Here is a 17,872-nt window from a genome sequence, read left to right on the forward strand (position 1 = left end):
CGAACCCTGTGGGAGCGAGCCTGCTCGCGAAAAGGGCAACTCGGTTTATCAGACTGAATTCGGCTGACGGTTCCAATACCTGAACAACGGCTCCGCTAGAAACAACACAAACAGCAACCGCATCACCTGCATCGCCGTCACCAGCGGCACCGACAGTTGCAAGGTTTCGGCCGTCAGGCTCATCTCGGCAATGCCGCCGGGCATCATGCCCAGGGTCAGCGAGCGCAAATCCAGGTGGGTCAGCGCACTCAGTCCCAGTGCAGCCGCTGTGGCGATCAGCATGGTCAGCAGCGTGCCGATCAACGTGCGCCCCATGAACGACGGCGCGCGACGGAAAAACTGCCGATTGAAGTGACAGCCCAGGCCGCTGCCAATCAGCCATTGGCCGATCTGGCTGCCGCCGTTGGGCAAGCCGATATGCAGGTCCCAGCCGATGCTGACCGCGGCGCTGACCAGCAAGGGCCCGAACAGCCATGGGTTGGGTTGCCGCAGGCGTTCCCAGATCCAGGCCGCCAGCGCTCCCGCCGGAAACAATAGCGCCAGCCAGCGCCAATCGATGCTGCCGGCGTGGGACATCGGTGCGCCGTCCCCCAGCAGGTATTTGAACGCTGCCGGAACGCAAAGCACCACCACCAGCACCCGTAAACTCTGTCCCGCCGCCACCCGACTGAGCACCGCGCCATTGCGCGCGCCAAGGTTGACCATCTCCCCGGAACCGCCCGGCATACTGGAAAAAAATGCAGTGGCACGATCTTCGCCGGTGCGACGCATCAGCCAGACACCGACCACCGCCGAGAGGCTGGTGACCAGCGCACCGAAGAAGATCAGCCCGAAATGACTCAGCACCTGCTCCATCACCACCGGGGTGAAGTGCAGGCCGATACCGATGCCGACGATCCACTGGCCGCACTTGCGGCCGCCAGGGATCTCCGCCAGTTGCCAGGGTGTCAGACAGCGCACCAGGATGATCGCCAGCAACGAGCCGACCATCCACGGTAGCGGCCAGCCGACCTGGCTGGCGAGGAAACCGCCCAGCAGGCCGACCAGCGGGGTACCCCACCAGGCTTTGAGCGGTGTTCGATCAGACATCGGCGATGGCGCGTTGCGCAGCCGAACGCTTACGCCAGATCCGCAGGATCGGCATCAACAGCATGATCGCTGTCAGGACCCAGCAACCGAAAGTGATCGGGCTCGACCAGAGGATTTCCAGCGCACCGTTGGAAATCGACAGGGCGCGGCGCAGGTTTTGTTCCATCAGGCCTCCGAGAATGAACCCCAGCAGCACTGGCGACAGCGGGAAGTCCAGCTTGCGCAGGATATAGCCGAAGATGCCGATGCCGATCATCAGGAACAGGTCAAAGGTGGTGGCGTGCACCGCGTAGACGCCGATCCCGGTAATGATCGCGATCACCGGCACCAGTGCCCAGTTCGGCACAGCGAGGATACGGGTGAAGATACGGATCATCGGGATGTTGAGGATCACCAGCATGATGTTGGCGATGAACAGCGAGGCGATCAGGCCCCAGACGATGTCCGGTTGCTGCTGGAACAGCAGCGGGCCCGGGGTGATGTTGTACAGCGACAGGGCGCCGATCATCACCGCCGTGGTGCCTGAGCCTGGAACACCCAGGGTCAGCATCGGTACCAAAGCGCCGCACGCTGCGCCGCCGATGGCCGTTTCCGGAGCGGCGAGGCCGCGCATGTCGCCTTGGCCAAATTTACCCTTGGCGCCTGCGATGCGTTTTTCCGTCATGTAGGCCACGGCGCTGGCCAGGGTGGCACCGGCTCCCGGTAACACGCCCATGATGAAACCCAGAACGCCGCAACGGATGTTCACCACGAACACCGACGCCGCTTCCTTGAAGTTGAACATCATGCGCCCGGTGGCTTTCACCGCTTCCTGGCCGTGATGGGTTTTTTCCAGCAACAGCAGAATTTCACTGATGGAAAACAGGCCCAACACCAGCACCACGAACTGAATACCGTCGGTCAGGTGAATGTTGTCCCCGGTGAAGCGGTACACACCGCTGTTGGCGTCGATGCCGACCGTCGACAGGAACAGGCCGATCAGTGCTGCAATAAAGGTTTTCAACGGTCGGTCACCGGCCATGCCACCCAGGCAAACGATCGCAAATACCATCAGCACGAAGTATTCCGCCGGTCCGAAGGCGATCGCCCATTTCGCCAGCAGCGGGGCAAACAGCACCATGCCGCAGGTGGCGATGAAGGCGCCGATGAATGAGCTCCACGCCGACAGCGAAAGCGCCACGCCGGCCAGGCCTTTGCGGGCCATCGGATAGCCGTCGAGGGTGGTCATCACGGTGGAGGCTTCGCCCGGTATGTTCAGCAGGATCGAGCTGATCCGGCCGCCGTATTCGCAACCCAGGTACACGGCTGCGAGGAGGATCAGCGCCGATTCCGGCGGCAGGCCGAGGGCGAATGCGATGGGGATCAGCAATGCCACGCCATTGATCGGCCCCAGGCCCGGCAACAGGCCGACCACCGTACCGATCAGGGTGCCGCAGAGGGCGGTCACCAGGTTGTACGGGCTCAGCGCGACGCCGAAGCCCTGACCCAAATAGCCAAGAGTATCCATATCAGTTCTCCAGAACGTCGAGCACGCCCAAGGGCAACGGTACGTCCATCAACTTGTCGAACAGCAGGTAAAGGCCGACGGCCATCAAGCTGATGATCACGACGCTGGGCAGCCAGCGGCCGCCATACAGGCGCGCCATCGGCACACCGATGAGGATGCTGGCAACGATGAAGCCAAGCGGTTCGAAGGTGCCGGCGAACACCAGCAGCAGCGCCACGCAGATGGCGATCTTGGTCAAGGTTTCGCGATCCAGCGGCGGCTCGTCATCACTGTGCTTGATCGGTGCGGGACGAAACACCATGTACAACAGCGCCGAGCCCATCAGGCCAAGCATCAGCAACGGGAAGGCCCGAGGGCCCACCGGTTCGTAGGAAAAAGCCGCCTGATACGGCCAGGCCATCAGCGCCAGGCCGACACAGGCCAGCAACAGCACCGAAGCAAAAATGCGTTGTAAGAGCATGGGGAACTCCTGGGTCACGGCGGCGCTAGCCCGCCGTGACCGCTAGACAGAGACGATCACTGGATCAGGCCGAACTCTTTGGCCAGCACTTTGTAGTCCGCTACCTGCTTCTTCACGTAGGTGTCCAGTTCCGGGCCGGTCATGGCGAACGGGAACAGTTCACGCTGATCGCGCAGCTTGGCGAACTCGGGTGAGGCCAGCAGTTTGTCGAAGGAGTCCTTCCACCAGGCATAGTCTTCATCGCTGACTTTTGGCCCCAGGTAGAAGCCGCGAACCACTGGCCAGACGATGTCGTAGCCTTGTTCCTTGGCGGTCGGGATGTCTTTCATTTCCGGCTCGTCCAGGCGCTTGTCGGAGAACACCGCGAGCAGACGCATGTCGCCGCTCTGGATGTGCGGCATGGAGTCGGAGATGTCGGTGCTGCCGACCTGGATGTGGCCGCCGAGCAAGGCAGTGGCGATTTCACCGCCGCCTTCGAGCGCCACGTAACGCAGGTCGCGCGGATTGATCCCGGCGGCCTTGGCGATCAGGGCGGTCTGCATCCAGTCCTGGCTGCCGACGGTGCCGCCGGAACCGATTACCACTTTGCTCGGATCTTTCTTCAGCGCCTGGACCAGATCGTCCAGGGTCTTGTAGGGCGAATCGCTCTTCACGGCGATGGCGCCGTAGCTGGTGCCAACGGCGGCCAGCCAGCGCACGTTGGTTTCATCGAAGCGACCAAACTTGCCCTGGGCCAGGTTGAGCAGCGAACCGCTTGACCAGGCCACCAACGTGCCGGCATCCGCCGGGCGCTGGGCGACTACCGCGTTATAAGCCACCGCGCCGACACCGCCGGGCATGTAGGTCACGCGCATCGGTTTGGTCAGCAGCTTTTCGTTGACCAGCGCGCTTTGCGCCAGTTTGCAGGTCAGGTCGAAACCGCCGCCGGGCGAGGCCGGTGCGATGCATTCCGGGCGTTTGGGCTCGGCCATCAGTGGGCCGGCGAACAGCATGACGCTGGCGGCGAGGGCGAAACGGCGCAGTGATCGATTCATTGTTGTCTCCACAGGAGTTGTTGTTTTTTGGGATGTTTCAGATGCAGCGGTTTCGCTTCGCGCAGGCGTTGACGGCGCCGGCAAGCGAATACGAGGGGGTTCGAGAAAAGGGGCGGGACGGACAAATGTGGAGCTGGGTGGACAGCATGGCGACGTACCTCGTTATTGTTCTTATTGGCGAAAACGCATCGAGGCGTTTTTCGGGAGCTACATTTCAAATCACGATCGATGGCTGCGAGATAAACCATCCGTAGATCGACTCTAACGGTCCAACCTTTCGCTAACCTTTCATCGGGCTTTCACGGTTTTTCAGGCTTCACAGCGGCGGATGCCGCTGTAAACTCCGCGCCAAAGAATGGCGTCGACCATCCCTGAACGAGGTAATGATCCATGCGTGTCCTGCTCGTCGAAGACCATCTGCAGCTCGCTGAAAGTGTCGCTCAGGCGCTCAAGAGCACCGGCTTGACCGTGGATGTGCTGCACGACGGCGTGGCGGCCGACCTGGCGCTGGGTAGCGAGGAATACGCCATGGCGATTCTCGACGTCGGCCTGCCGCGCATGGACGGTTTCGAAGTGCTGGCGCGCCTGCGTGCCCGGGGTAAGAATCTACCGGTGTTGATGTTGACCGCCCGCAGCGACGTCAAGGACCGGGTCCATGGCCTGAACCTGGGGGCCGACGACTACCTGGCCAAGCCTTTCGAACTCACCGAGCTTGAAGCCCGGGTCAAGGCCTTGTTGCGCCGCAGTGTGTTGGGTGGCGAGCGCCTGCAGCGCTGCGGTGTGCTGGCCTACGACCTGGAGACCCGGCGCTTTACCCTCGGTGAGGAACTGCTGACCCTGACCTCCCGCGAGCAAGCGGTACTCGAAGCCCTGATCGCCCGTCCTGGCCGGGTGATGAGCAAGGAGCAACTGGCGTCACAGGTCTTCGGCCTGGACGAAGAGGCCAGTCCGGACGCCATCGAAATCTATGTTCACCGCTTGCGCAAGAAACTCGACGGCCACCCGGTGGCGATCGTAACGTTCCGCGGTCTCGGTTATTTGCTGGAAAGCCGTGATGCATAAGGCCAGCAGCCTGCGTTGGCGGTTGCTGTGGAACCTGGCGCTGTTGCTGGTGGTATTGATGCTGGCCAGCGGCTTGAGCGCTTACTGGAACGGTCGCGAAGCGGCCGACACGGCCTATGACCGCACGTTACTGGCCTCGGCGCGGACCATCGCCGCCGGCCTGTCCGAACGTGATGGCAGCCTCAGCCTGGACGTGCCTTACGTGGCCCTCGATACGTTCGCCTACGACAGCGCGGGGCGGATTTTTTACCTGGTCAACGATATCAACCAGAAGCTGATCTCCGGTTATGAAAACCTGCCGCCACCCCCTCCCGGTACACCGCGCACCGACAACTACCCGGCGCTCGCGCGTTTTTACAACGCGACTTATCGGGGACAGAACGTGCGCGTGGTCAGTTTGCTCAAGCCGGTCAGCGAGCCGAACATGAACGGCATGGCGGAAATCCGCGTGGCGGAGACCGATGAGGCACGCGTCAGCATGGCCCGCAGCCTGGCCGGCGATACATTGCTGCGCCTGGGCATGCTGGCGGTCGGGGCACTGATGATCGTGTGGTTTGCGGTCAGTGCGGCGCTGCGCCCGCTGGAGCGTTTGCGCACCGCAGTGGAGGAACGTCAGCCGGATGACCTGCGGCCGCTACCCCTGGTGGAAGTGCAACGCGAGTTGTGGCCACTGGTGCGTGCGCTCAACCATTTCACCGAACGCCTGCGCGGGCAGTTCGAGAAGCAGGCGCAATTCATCGCCGACGCCGCACACGAACTGCGCACGCCGTTGGCAGCGCTCAAGGCCCGGCTGGAATTGGGCTTGCGCTCGAACGAGCCGCAAACCTGGCGCAGCACGCTGGAAACCGCTGCCCAAGGCACTGATCGCCTGACCCACCTGGCCAATCAATTGCTCTCGCTGGCCCGGGTGGAAAACGGCGCCAGGGCGATTGCCGAGGGCGGCGCGCAGTTGCTCGACCTCAGTCAATTGGCCCGTGAGCTGGGCATGGCCATGGCGCCGCTGGCCCATAAACGCGGCGTGGCCCTGGCGCTGGAAGCTGACGAGCCGGTCTGGTTGCGCGGTGAGCCGACCTTGTTGAATGAGCTGTTGAGCAATCTGGTGGACAACGCCCTGGCCCACACGCCACCGGGCGGCAACGTCATTTTGCGGGTCCTGGCGCCGGCGGTGCTGGAGGTCGAGGACGACGGGCCGGGCATTCCCCTTGATGAGCGCGATCGGGTGTTCGAGCGCTTTTACCGGCGCAATCAGCAAGTGGCCGGTTCAGGCTTGGGGTTGGCGATTGTTGGCGAAATCTGCCGGGCGCACCTGGCGCAAATCAGCCTGCATGATGGGGAGAAGGCGGGGTTGAAGGTGCGGGTGAGTTTTATGGCTGGGGAATGATGGGGCCTGTTCTGGCCTCATCGTCGGAACGCCGCCCAGAGCAGGTTCCTACAGGGTTATCCGACACGGTTAACCCGGGATACCAATACAGAAAAGCCCTACACCATCCTCAGAAACGTCCTATTTCCAGCTTCCTTCCATTTCGCCAAAGCTTTCACCCCTCAGGACCCGGGTGAACGCTAAACCCTTCCTGTGTGTTTCCCCCACAGACCAGGAAGGCCTGACATGAGCACACAACCGCGCATCTTCTTCAACCACACCCGTCACAAATTCGCGATCCGCTGGTTCGACGCCGCGTTCGATGTCCTCGCCTTCGAAGGCGAAGAACACCTCAGCCAACCCTTCACCTACCGCATCGAATTCACCTGCAGCGAGCAAGACCTCAGCGCCGAGAAGATGCTCAACAAGGACGCCAGTTTTAGCCTCTATCCGCCGCCGGCAAAGCCTCCTTACCCTGGCCTGCCAGTGCCCGAGGTCAAGCCGTTGCGCAGCCTGTATGGGATGGTCAATAGCTTCCAGCGCCTGTCCGCCTCCCGCGACGAAGCGCGCTATGAAATCACCCTGCAACCGCGCCTTGCCCTGCTCGATCGTGGCCGTCAGTACCGCCTGTACCAGCAGCAGTCGGTGCCGGAGATCGTCGAGCACATCCTGCGCAGCCGCCACGATTTCCTCGGCCAGCACTTCTTGTTCCAATTGGTGCGCGAATACCCCCGGCGCGAGCAGGTCATGCAGTACGGCGAAAGCGACCTGGCGTTCATCGAGCGGCTGCTGGCCGAGGTCGGCATCTGGTACCGCTTCAGCCACGACGACCGCCTGCGGATCGACGTTGTCGAGTTCCACGACGACCAGCGCCACTACCAGTTTGGCGTGAAATTGCCACTGCGTGCACCCGCCGGTTTCGCCAGCGGTGAGGACGGCGTGTGGGGTTTGCAGACCCGCCACCAGGTGGTGGAAAAATCCATCAACTTTCGCGCCTATCACCCCCTTGATGCCCGCGCCTTTCTCGATGGCGAGGTCGACCAGACCCGTGGCACCACGACCAGCACCTACGGCGAGGCCTACCACTACGCCGAACCCTATCGCGTGCTCGGTGACAAACTGGACCAGGACGAAGACCTGCTAAGCGAAAGCGGCTTTTTCTACGCGCGCCTGCGCCACGAGCGCTACCTCAACAGCCAGACCCATCTCAGCGGCGCCAGCAGCAGCGCCACCCTGGCGCCAGGCCAGGTGCTGAAAATCGCCGGCGCGCCCCAGGCCTTTGCCCCTGGCGCGGTGATCACCGGCCTGCGCACCCGTGCCGCCCGCGACCGCAACATCGAAGTGCATTTCGAAGCCATTCCCTACGCCGAGATGGTCTGCTTCCGCCCAAAGGTCCCGCCCAAACCGATCATCGCCGGCACCCTGCCAGCCCGGCTGAGCAGCCCCGAGCGCAACGACCGCTACGCCGAAATCGATCTCGAAGGCCGCTACCGCGTGCGCTTCCTGTTCGACCGCGACACCTGGAAACCCGGCCAGGAAAGCACCTGGCTGCGCCTGGCCCGGCCTTACGGCGGCGACACCCACGGCCTGCACCTGCCAATGCTCGCCGGCACCGAAGTGGCGGTGGCTTTCGAACAGGGCGACCCGGACCGCCCCTACATCGCCCACGCCCTGCACGACAGCGAACACCCGGACCACGTGACCCTGCGCAGGCGCGACCACACCCGCAATGTGCTGCGTACACCGGCGAACAACAAGCTGCGCATGGAAGACCTGCGGGGGCAGGAGCACCTCAAGCTCAGTACCGAGTATGGCGGCAAGAGTCAGCTGAATCTGGGGCATTTGGTGGATGCGAAGAAGCAGAAGCGCGGGGAAGGGTTTGAGCTAAGAACGGATGATTGGGGGAGTATTCGTGGGGGCAAGGGGTTGTTCATCAGTGCCGATGAACAACCGAAAGCCCAGGGCCAGGTGCTGGAAATGAGTCCGGCCCTCGAACGCCTACAACAGGCCGGCGAACAACTGCAAAAACTCTCGGTCGACGCCCAGGCCGCCAACGCCGATCCGGCGGACGTCAGCGCGCAACTGAACCTGCTGCGCCAGGACCTGGAGCAGCTCAAGGCCTCGGTCCTGCTGCTCAGCGCCCCGCAAGGCATTGCCCTCACCAGCGGCCAACACCTGCAACTGGCAGCGCAGGACAACCTGATGCTCAACGCTGGCGGCCAAGCCGATATCAGCGTGGTCAAGCGCCTGTTCATGGGTGTGGGCCAGGGCCTTAGCCTGTTCGTGCGCAAGCTGGGGATCAAGCTGATCGCCAATCAGGGCGCCGTAAAAATTCAGGCGCAGAACGATGGCATGGAACTGCTGGCTCGCCACGGGCTATCGATCACCAGCACCGAAGACGAAGTCCATATCACTGCGAAAAAGAAAATCACCCTCAATGGCGGCGGCAGCTACTACATCCTCGATGCGAGTGGCATCGAGTCGGGGACGGCGGGGGATCACAAGGCCAAGGCTGCGCATCACGAGTTCAAGGGGCCTGGCGAGCAGGTTCGGCAAATGCCGTCGCTATCTCAACGGTCTGAATACCCTGTCCAGTTCCTGGACCGTACGGATTTCTCTGGCTGATTCTTTCGCAAACCTGGAGCGACACACCATGGCAAAGCTGCTCGACTGGATTTTCGGACGCCTCTACGACTCAAGTACCCCCAGTGCCATGCCCCCGGTCTGGCCAACGCACGATACCCAGCCCATCCCCTCAACGACGGCTTCGAAAGCCGATCAATTGCCACCCCTGAAAAACTGGTGCCACCCGTTCAAAGACACGCGCGACCCATTGCAGCAACTGACCCATCTGGCTAACGCCACCGCCGGCTTCTACCCTTTGGGCTGCAATGGCCTGTGGCACGGCGGTGTGCATTTCGATAGCGGCACCGCCGCGGGCCTGAAGCAGCAATCCGCCGTGCACTGCCTGGCCGACGGCGAAGTGGTGGCGTACCGCATCGACCGCGAATCGCCGAAGACCACTTACTACGCCCACAAATTGACCGTCCAGAAACCCTTTTCGCGCAACTTCGTGCTGGTGCGCCATCGCCTGCAGCCGCCGAAGCTCCCGAACAGCACCGATAAGCCGCCGAGCCTGATCTTCTACAGCCTGTACATGCACCTGGAGGATTGGGCGAAGTATGAGAAAAATTCGACCCTCGCGCGCCCTGGGTTCTGGCCCGAGAGCGAAGTGCATCGGGTCAAGGCATCGGCGAACGATCCCCACCCCGACGATCCTGAACAGCGCGGCCTGAACGTGTACTACCGCCCCTGGTCCGGCAAGGTCGCCGACTTCTTGCCCTGCGGCGCCGAGGTGATCATCAGTGACAAGGGCGATTACCGCCGCCTGGAAAACCGCCTGGGCCCGGCCAGCCTGAGCGAAGCCGACGGTTCGCTGCGCGGTTACCTCGCCTCCCGCTATCTGCATCCGTTGGTTGACGGCGAGCACCGCATCGAAACGAATGGCGATGCGCTCAAAGTGCGTTCCGAAGCGAGCCTGCACAACCAGGAAATCAGCAAATTGCCCAACGGCACGATCGTCACCGTCAGCGGTGAAGGTGAATTTCGCAAACTGGAACGGGTCAGGCAGTACGTCCAGTTCGCTTCGTTGCAAAGCGCAATGGAACCGCAGGCGACGGACCAGATCGTGGTGCTCGACACGCCCGTCGCCATCCAGGCCGGCGCGCTGATCGGCCATGTCGGCGATTATCACAGCGAAGGGGCCGAACGAGCGGAAAAAAAGCTGCACCTGGAAACGTTCAGCGAACAAGACGTGGAAGTCTTCATTACGGCCAGTCGCGCCTGGGCCCAGCGCCTGCCAGCCCGCGAACGCACCTGGCTGAAACTGGCCAAGGGCACCGCAGTGATGGCGCCTCTCGAGGGTGCGAACGTCACGCGCTGGCCAGTGCCGAGCGAGACTGACCCGCTGAGCGCCGCCGACCTGCTGATCCCCAAAAGCCTGCTTGAGAGCCTGCCGGCCGAGGACAGGATTGCCGTACCCGCCACCCCGGACCGAAGGGCCTTCAACTGGTACCACCTCAAGGACCTGCTGCACGACGCCGATGGCAACCCGCTCAACGGCTGGGTCCGCGAAGACGTGGGGCTCACACCCTGGGTCAGTCCCTGGGATTGGGTAGGCTACGAGGTCCTGCACGACTACGGCCGGCCCATCCACGCCATGGCCTCGTTCATGCGCGGCATGCGTCGCTTCAGCGAAGCGCAGCTGGAACGCTACCAGACTCTGGCTGACGACGAGGACCGGGGGCCGATCAGGAGCCGCTTGTTCGACATCATCGACCGCAACCGCGACGGCAAGATCACCGCCGAAGAACTGCAAGCGGCGCTCAGAGTACCCGCGCAGGCACAAGCCATCGCGCAGATGATCATCCGCAAGGAAAGCGAGTGGTTTCACCGGGCGCATGTCTGGGACGTGCTGGATGAAATGCTCGGGCATAGCGGCTCGACCCCGCACTTGAACTGGTTGGCGGAGAAGGAGCGGATCAAGGAAATAAGTTGGTGGGAAGAGGTGGCGGAGAAGGTGGGGTTGCCGTCGTGGGGGAAGGTTTATCACTTTCATCCGATTGGGCTGATTGCTAGTTTCTGTGCTGCTATCGATGAAGACGATTTGGGCTGGCTGATAGTCCCTTATGGTCAACTGACTTTCGATGCAGAGGGGAACGACATTGATGATGAACTACATCCATTGTCTAAATACTTCAGCCGGGTTGCTCATTGGCCAGGTGGCGTGTCTGGCGTAACAATTGGACGTGGTTACGATCTAGGGCAACGACCTAATCCTGGAAGAGATCTTAATGATGCCGGCGTTCAGGAGCCATTACGATCTTGGCTGATTGGTGCTAAAGGCCTACAGGGTGCCGCAGCGAGGGACTACATTGCCAATGCTTCGGACGAAATACGAAAACACCAAATTAACAGGTGGCAACAATATTGCTTGTTTTTGCTAGTTTACGATCATATGAAAAAAGAAGTGATTCGTATATCGAATTCAAATATTAATAAGGCTGATTATGGTGTGCTCCGTTGGGATGAGGTGAGTGGCAAAGTACAGGATATTGTAATTGATCTGATTTACAGAGGTGACTACACCACAAATTCAAGATCCTATATTCAAAAGCCTTTTGTAGATAACAATATTTGGGCGGTGAGGAGCATCATATCCAACCGGGTTTATTGGGGAGGTGTTCCTGATGATAGGTTTAAACGTCGTGCGGAGTATCTGTAGATGAATATATCAATTTTCCTTGTGTTACTAATTTGTGCGGTGAGTCTGGTTGAAGCTAAGGAGCATGACTATAAAAGAGTAATTATGGCTGGTACGGGAGATGTAGGAGAGCTGTTTGTACGATTTTTGCTTCTGTCGGGGGAGTCTTGCCTTATTGTTCAAAGCTTAGTTCCGGGAGGCGGTGGGGAGATATTAGGCGAGAAAGATATCTGCTCGATAGATGGAAAGAAAATTGCAGATGATTATGCAGCGGTGGATTTTAAAGTTGGAGCTTTTAAAGCTGGGAAACTTGTTTTTGAGGTTGGGGTTACACCGCTTCAGCCTATTGGTGAAATAGTAATGTCCTGCGAGATAATATTTTCAAATGGTTTGGCAGATCACCTCTCCTGTAAGGAGAAAGATTTCGTGCGTAAAGAGTTTTGTGCGGATTTCGAGAGGTAGTCGCAGTCTGAAACGGGTTCAGTTAAAGGGCGTTGGAAGCTACTTTGGTGGAGTGATGAAATTCTTAAAAAGTAAATTTTCTGTGTTAATGGTATTTCTGCTGATTAATTTGAGTGCGCAGAGTTGTGCAAGTATTGATGGCAATGCTGAAGTTTACAGTTCCAATTTGGCTGATGATTTTTTTTTGAGGTAAAGCTCGAGCGAGGTAAGTATTGGTTTCGAATTGTTGGCAGTGAGTGGGAGCTACTCAAAGAGGGCGTTCAGAGAACTGGGAGATCGAAGGAAGTCTTGTTTGTGGATGTCAATGATAATGATGTTAAGGATATATTTGTGAAGGTGTTCGAGGCAGGGCCAAATAGCGTGTACGCTTTATTTTTTTCTGAAATAAAAAGCGGCTTGATTTCCTTTGTTGAGCAGGATGAGTTATTTGGTTCTCCTTATGTCAATGAAAAAGGTCAGATGGTTAGTGTTAAGCGCGATGGACCCTTTTCGACGCTAGAGACGTACAAGGGCTATCAAGGGAGGTTTTATAAATTTGAGTTAAGGGAGCCCATAAACTCCGATTTGGATAGAGTGACTATTTATGATGAGGGTGGCATAGGAAAACTTTCGATTAAATTTCTTGGTGCAAGTATAGATGCTTTCGCCTGTATATCTGTTGAGCGTGTACATCTTTCAAGCACGCCTTCAGTTTCAAAAAAATCTCAACCATACCTGGTAAAGGGAGACGCCGTTTCAATACTTGATGTTCAGGGCGAAGGCGAATGGGTGAAGGTTCGTTACTCTGCGAAAAATATTTTTGAGGCATGGGTGCCGCAAAATTCGATAAAACTTAATGAGACGGGCCATTGTGAAAAAGAATAGGCATCGATGGGGTCAGAATTCCATTATTTTCTGCTCGTCAGGTAGTGTATTAACCTCTTTCGCCTCAGTATTATCGGGTGAAAGGTAATCATGCCTATCAGACTGGATAAAATCTCTCCTCCGGCCCCACGTCCCGCGCCCCCTCGTATCGGGTTCTGGGCATGTTTGTTGCCACTGCTTCTGTTGTTGGGCGTGGGGGAGTCCTTATTGTTCAGCGGTGAACCGTTGCATACGCAATCCATTGATGGCTGGCAGCGAGCATTGGGCTTACCGCTTCTCCTTTGGTGCGTACTGCTGTTCGGTCGGCTGCTCTTATACAACGGTCAATACGGCGCAGCCGAGGGCTGGGACGCGGCCCGCGATGAAGATCTGCGCCGCAAAATGCGCCGAGGTCGGCGCTCCCAGCAGGTGTTAAGCACGAGCCTGTTCACTGCCCTGCGAAGTCCGGGTGAAGAGGGGGCCATACAACTCGATGGCTTGCTGAGCAGGATAGAGGTACTGACGTCGCAACCAACCCGGTTGGATGAAGCCGTCGTGCGTCATAGCCGCTTATCTGGCGCAAAGCATGAGGATTTGGAAAAGGTACTGCTCGGTATCTTCAGTCAGGTTCTCGCTGAACTGGCGCAAACGCTGACACATCTTCCGGACGAAAAGCCGTTGGCATTGTTGCTGGAGGTTGAGAGCGGACTGTCGCCGGGACAGTGGCGTCCGGCATGGCAACGGGCGTGGAACGCCTCCGGAATCCGACAGTCAGCGGTGCCCGTGGAGGGGCAAGGGTTAGTTGCATTGGACCAGTGGCTCGATCAGCGCATTGATGATCAGGCGCTACTGCTGGTGGTGGCATTGCAGTTTGCTCTGCTACAGCCTGAAGGCAAGGTAGAAGCGGCCGTAGGGCTACTGCTGGGCAACCGATTGACGCAAACCACTTTACCGCCAATCGCCTACCTTCACCGGCCGGAGCAGGCGCGAGCGCCCACTCCTGAGGCATTGATGTATGCCACTCGCCAAGCGCTGGATTGGGTGCCACTGGATGCCCAGTCGATTGAGCAGATCTGGCGGGCGGGAACTGCTGCGCAATACCAGACGGCAATAAGCACCGTTCTGGCTGAAGTGCCGATGCCGGTCAAGCACAACCAAGGCTTGATCGACCTGGATGCGTTGTTGGGACACCCCGGTACCACTTCACCATGGCTGGCAATCGCAGCCGCGACACAGGCCATTCAGCGCAGTGCTGGGCCGCAATTCATTTTCAGTGGTGACAGCGCCGTCGACGCGGGGCTGTGGAGTACGGTGCTGGTGCCCGTCCTGCCGCTTTCAACGAAGGAATCTTGAATGCAGTCTCGACGCTCTCCAAGGCCGGATTTACGGGGCGGCCTATTGATCCTGACCGGAGTGCTCCTCGAAATTCTGGTCTGGTATTTTCCTCAGTGGCTAGGAATGGGTTCTGGCAGTGACCGACAAAACACTTGGTTGTTGGCGATACCAGCGCTCACTTTTATCGCGCTGATAGGCCTGGGAGCCTACCGCCTTTTGTGGTGCCGTCTGGGATACTCGGTGCATCGCGCAGAGGCTGCGGATGATGTGCCCAAGCGAACGCGTTCGGAGAGTCCGAAAGCCCCGAGCACCCATCAAGTTAGCGTGGCTCAGGTGTATCTTAATAAATACTACGGCCCCTTCTGGCGCTTCAAAGTCCGCCTGCTCCTGGTCGTCGGCGAACCCGAGCAGATCGAAGCCATCGCCCCCGGACTGACCACCCGACAGTTCCTGCATGGGCAGGACACCGTGCTGCTCCATGGTGGCAGCGTACAGTCGCCAACCCTGTTCAGCCAATGGCAGGGCTTGAGCCGCTGGCGCGCCCTCGATGGCGTGGTCTGGGCGTTGAATAAGCCACAATCCACCGACGCCGCAACGCTGGGCGACAGCGTGCGGCGCCTGCGCGATCTGGCGCGGACGCTGCATTGGCAGTTGCCGCTGCACGTGTGGCAGGTCTGCGACACTCAATGGGACCAGTCCATGCGGCAGACGCAGGCGGTGGGTTGCGCGTTGCCCGCCGACTTCACCGCGGTGGAGTTGGAGAGCCGCCTGAATCAATTGCTCGAGCCCTTGCGTCAGGAGGGTCTGGAGCAGATGCGCGGACAGATACCGCATGACTTTTTGCTGCGCCTGTCCCGTGATTTGCAAGTCGAGGGCATTCCCCGCTGGCGGCAGGCGCTGGCACCGTTGCTCGGTGAGTTTGCCGGGGGCGTGCCGTTGCACGGGCTGTGGTTCAGTCTGCCATTACCGGCGGTGGCGGCGGATCCCCATGACCGCGATCATTTCTGGTCGGTAGCGCCGGTGTGGCACGGCGTGCTCGGCGATCAAAAATCGCGCCCGCGTCGCCTCGGCTGGCCCGCGACCCGCATCGCGCAAACCCTGATGCTCGCCCTGACTCTGGCATGGGGCGCCGGCCTGCTGCTGTCCTTCGCCAGCAACCGCGTACACATCGCCCAGGTGCAAACCTCCCTGGCGACCTTGCAACACTCATCCACCCGTGACGAACAATTCCTCGCCCTCAACGAGCTGATCCGCGAACTCGGCCGCCTGGATTACCGCGCCACCCACGGCACGCCCTGGTACCAGCGCTTCGGCCTGAACAAGAACACAGAACTCCTGCAACTGCTCTGGCCCGCCTACGTCGAGGCCAACCAGCGCCTGTTGCGCGACCCGGCGGTGGCCAGCCTGCAACAACAACTCACTGCCCTGATCCAGTTGCCCGCCGACAGCCCCGAACGCCTCAAGCGCGCGCCCCAGGCCTACGAACAACTCAAGGCTTACCTGATGCTGGCGCGGCCGGAAAAAGCCGATGCGAGTTTTCTGGTCAAAGTGATGGGCTCGCTCGAGCCGAGCGCCGACGGGGTTTCGCCGGGGCTGTGGCACGGTCTGTCGCCGCTGCTCTGGCAGTTCTATGGCGAGCAGTTGGCGGCGCACCCGGACTGGCGCATCGCCACCGATCCGCAGCTGGTGGCCCAGGTGCGCCAGCTGCTGCTCGGCCAGTTGGGTCAGCGCAATGCCGAAGCCAGCCTGTACCGCCAGGTGCTCGACGCCTCGGCCAATCATTACCCGGCGTTAAATCTGGCGCAGATGGTCGGCGACACCGAGGCGCGAGCGTTGTTCGTCAGCCCGGCCAGCGTGCCGGGGGTGTTTACCCGCCAGGCCTGGGAGGGCCAGGTGCGCCCGGCGATCGAGGCCGTCGCCGAGGCGCGGCGTGAGGAAATCGACTGGGTGCTCAGCGACCGGCCGGGCGACATCGCCGCCGAGTTGACCCCGGACATGCTGCGCGAACGCCTGACCCGGCGCTACTTCCAGGACTACGCCAGCGCCTGGCTGAAGTTCCTCAATCGCCTGCGCTGGCAGCCGGCCAACAGCCTGGGCGAGGTGGTCGACCAGTTGACCCTGATGAGCGACGTGCGCCAGTCGCCGCTGATCGCGCTGATGAACACCCTGGCCTACCAGGGCCAGGCCGGCACCCGCAGCCAGGCGTTGGCCGACTCGCTGATCAACTCGGCACAAAAGCTGATCGCCCAGGCGCCGGCGCCGTTGATCGAGCAGGCGCAGCAGGGGCCCAAAGGCCCCTTGGACGCCACCTTCGGTCCGCTGCTGGCCCTGCTCGGCAAGACCCCCGAAGGCCAGAGCGATAACGAGCGCCTGAGCCTGCAAGCCTTCCTCAACCAGGTCACGCGCACCCGCCTGACCCTGCAACAGGTGAACCACGCCGCCGACCCGCAGGACATGACCCAGACCCTGGCGCAGACGGTGTTCCAGGGCAAAAGCATCGACCTCACCGACACCCGCGCCTACGGCAGCCAGCTCGCCGCCAGCCTCGGGGCGGAGTGGGGCGGTATCGGCCAGACCCTGTTCGTGCAGCCACTGGAGCAGGCCTGGCAGCGGGTCCTGCAACCCTCGGCCAGCAGCCTCAACCGCCAGTGGCAACGGGCGATCGTCAGCGAATGGCACGAAGCGTTCACCGGGCGCTACCCCTTCGCGGTCACCGCCAGCGACGCCTCGCTGCCGATGCTCGGGCAGATGATCCGCGCCGACTCCGGCCGCCTTGAGCAATTCCTGCAGCGCGAACTGGGCGGCTTGCTGCGCAAGGAGGGCAGCCGCTGGGTGGCCGACGCCCAGCACAGCCAGGGCCTGCGTTTCAATCCGCAGTTTCTCACGGCGATCAACCAGCTCAGCCACCTGGCCGACGTGCTGTTTACCGACGGCGGCATGGGCCTGAGCTTCGAGTTGCAAGGCAAACCGGTGCGCGACGTGGTGCAAACCACCTTCACCCTCAATGGCGAAAAACACGAGTACTTCAACCAGAAGGAAAGCTGGCAGCGCTTCAACTGGCCGGGTCGCAGCCAATACCCCGGCGCGAGCCTGACCTGGACCAGCGTGCAGGCCAACGAACGGCTGTTCGGCGACTACGCGGGCACCTGGGGCCTGATCCGCCTGCTGGAACAAGCCCAGGTCACGCCGCTGGACGACGGCGACAGCCGTTTTCGTGTGGTGCTCAAGGCGCCGGATGGGATTGGCCTGACCTGGTATTTACGCACCGAACTGGGGGCGGGGCCGTTGGCGTTGCTGAAGTTGCGTGGCTTTAAGTTGCCGACGCAGATTTTTTTGGGCAAGGGTGAAAAGGCCCAGCTGTGATTCTGCAGAGTAGGCGATAGTTTGTGGGGGCGGGGGCGTGTCAGGTTTCCAGCGTTATCGTTGACGACCATCGTCGGAACGCCGCCCGGAGCAT

The 17,872-nt window shown here is 60.6% G+C and carries 13 protein-coding genes; 9 read left to right on the forward strand and 4 right to left on the reverse strand.

What is annotated here, in order from left to right; translation table 11 throughout:
- Positions 1 to 48: 48 nt before the first annotated feature.
- From PSUM_RS13850 to PSUM_RS13865, 4 genes are read right to left on the reverse strand one after another with little or no spacing between them, the layout of a single operon-like run.
- Positions 49 to 1,089 (reverse strand): AbrB family transcriptional regulator, encoded by a 1,041-nt coding sequence (locus PSUM_RS13850; RefSeq protein WP_020798416.1) that lies wholly within the window; start codon positions 1,087 to 1,089, stop codon positions 49 to 51.
- Positions 1,082 to 2,596: a tripartite tricarboxylate transporter permease gene (locus PSUM_RS13855; protein ID WP_020798417.1), complete on the reverse strand. Its 1,515-nt coding sequence runs from the start codon at positions 2,594 to 2,596 to the stop codon at positions 1,082 to 1,084. The genes PSUM_RS13850 and PSUM_RS13855 overlap by 8 nt, the downstream gene beginning before the upstream one ends.
- 1 nt (position 2,597) lies before the next feature.
- The gene (locus PSUM_RS13860; protein WP_020798418.1) at positions 2,598 to 3,056 is read right to left on the reverse strand and encodes a tripartite tricarboxylate transporter TctB family protein; all 459 of its coding nucleotides are present in this window, start codon (positions 3,054 to 3,056) and stop codon (positions 2,598 to 2,600) included.
- Between the two features lie 56 nt (positions 3,057 to 3,112).
- Entirely contained in the window at positions 3,113 to 4,090 is a 978-nt protein-coding gene (locus PSUM_RS13865; protein WP_020798419.1) for a Bug family tripartite tricarboxylate transporter substrate binding protein, read from the reverse strand.
- Here PSUM_RS13865 and PSUM_RS13870 point away from each other — a divergent pair.
- The 9 genes from PSUM_RS13870 (at position 4,078) to PSUM_RS13910 (ending at position 17,778) form a co-directional block, all read left to right on the forward strand.
- Positions 4,078 to 4,344 (forward strand): hypothetical protein, encoded by a 267-nt coding sequence (locus PSUM_RS13870; RefSeq protein ID WP_141195496.1) that lies wholly within the window; start codon positions 4,078 to 4,080, stop codon positions 4,342 to 4,344. The two genes, PSUM_RS13865 and PSUM_RS13870, sit on opposite strands and share 13 nt — an antisense overlap.
- A gap of 136 nt (positions 4,345 to 4,480) precedes the next feature.
- Complete coding sequence (locus tag PSUM_RS13875) at positions 4,481 to 5,152, forward strand: response regulator (RefSeq protein ID WP_008055965.1); 672 nt, start codon at positions 4,481 to 4,483, stop codon at positions 5,150 to 5,152.
- On the forward strand, positions 5,145 to 6,533 hold the full coding sequence (locus PSUM_RS13880; protein ID WP_020798421.1) for a sensor histidine kinase: 1,389 nt from the start codon (positions 5,145 to 5,147) through the stop codon (positions 6,531 to 6,533). Before PSUM_RS13875 ends, PSUM_RS13880 begins: the two co-directional genes overlap by 8 nt.
- Positions 6,534 to 6,758: 225 nt before the next feature.
- Entirely contained in the window at positions 6,759 to 9,137 is a 2,379-nt protein-coding gene (locus tag PSUM_RS13885) for a type VI secretion system Vgr family protein (protein WP_083348385.1), read from the forward strand.
- A gap of 28 nt (positions 9,138 to 9,165) precedes the next feature.
- Complete coding sequence (locus tag PSUM_RS32165; RefSeq protein ID WP_020799673.1) at positions 9,166 to 11,796, forward strand: hypothetical protein; 2,631 nt, start codon at positions 9,166 to 9,168, stop codon at positions 11,794 to 11,796.
- Positions 11,797 to 12,237, forward strand: coding sequence for a hypothetical protein (locus tag PSUM_RS13895; RefSeq protein ID WP_042955691.1), 441 nt, complete (start codon positions 11,797 to 11,799; stop codon positions 12,235 to 12,237).
- Positions 12,238 to 12,531: 294 nt separating this feature from the next.
- Positions 12,532 to 13,101, forward strand: coding sequence for a hypothetical protein (locus PSUM_RS13900; RefSeq protein WP_083348386.1), 570 nt, complete (start codon positions 12,532 to 12,534; stop codon positions 13,099 to 13,101).
- A gap of 168 nt (positions 13,102 to 13,269) precedes the next feature.
- Complete coding sequence (locus PSUM_RS13905; RefSeq protein WP_331717101.1) at positions 13,270 to 14,433, forward strand: hypothetical protein; 1,164 nt, start codon at positions 13,270 to 13,272, stop codon at positions 14,431 to 14,433.
- Complete coding sequence (locus PSUM_RS13910; RefSeq protein ID WP_093935777.1) at positions 14,434 to 17,778, forward strand: ImcF-related family protein; 3,345 nt, start codon at positions 14,434 to 14,436, stop codon at positions 17,776 to 17,778.
- The last annotated feature ends 94 nt before the right edge of the window (positions 17,779 to 17,872 follow it).

Source organism: Pseudomonas umsongensis, assembly GCF_002236105.1.
Classification (GTDB): Bacteria; Pseudomonadota; Gammaproteobacteria; order Pseudomonadales; family Pseudomonadaceae; genus Aquipseudomonas; species Aquipseudomonas umsongensis.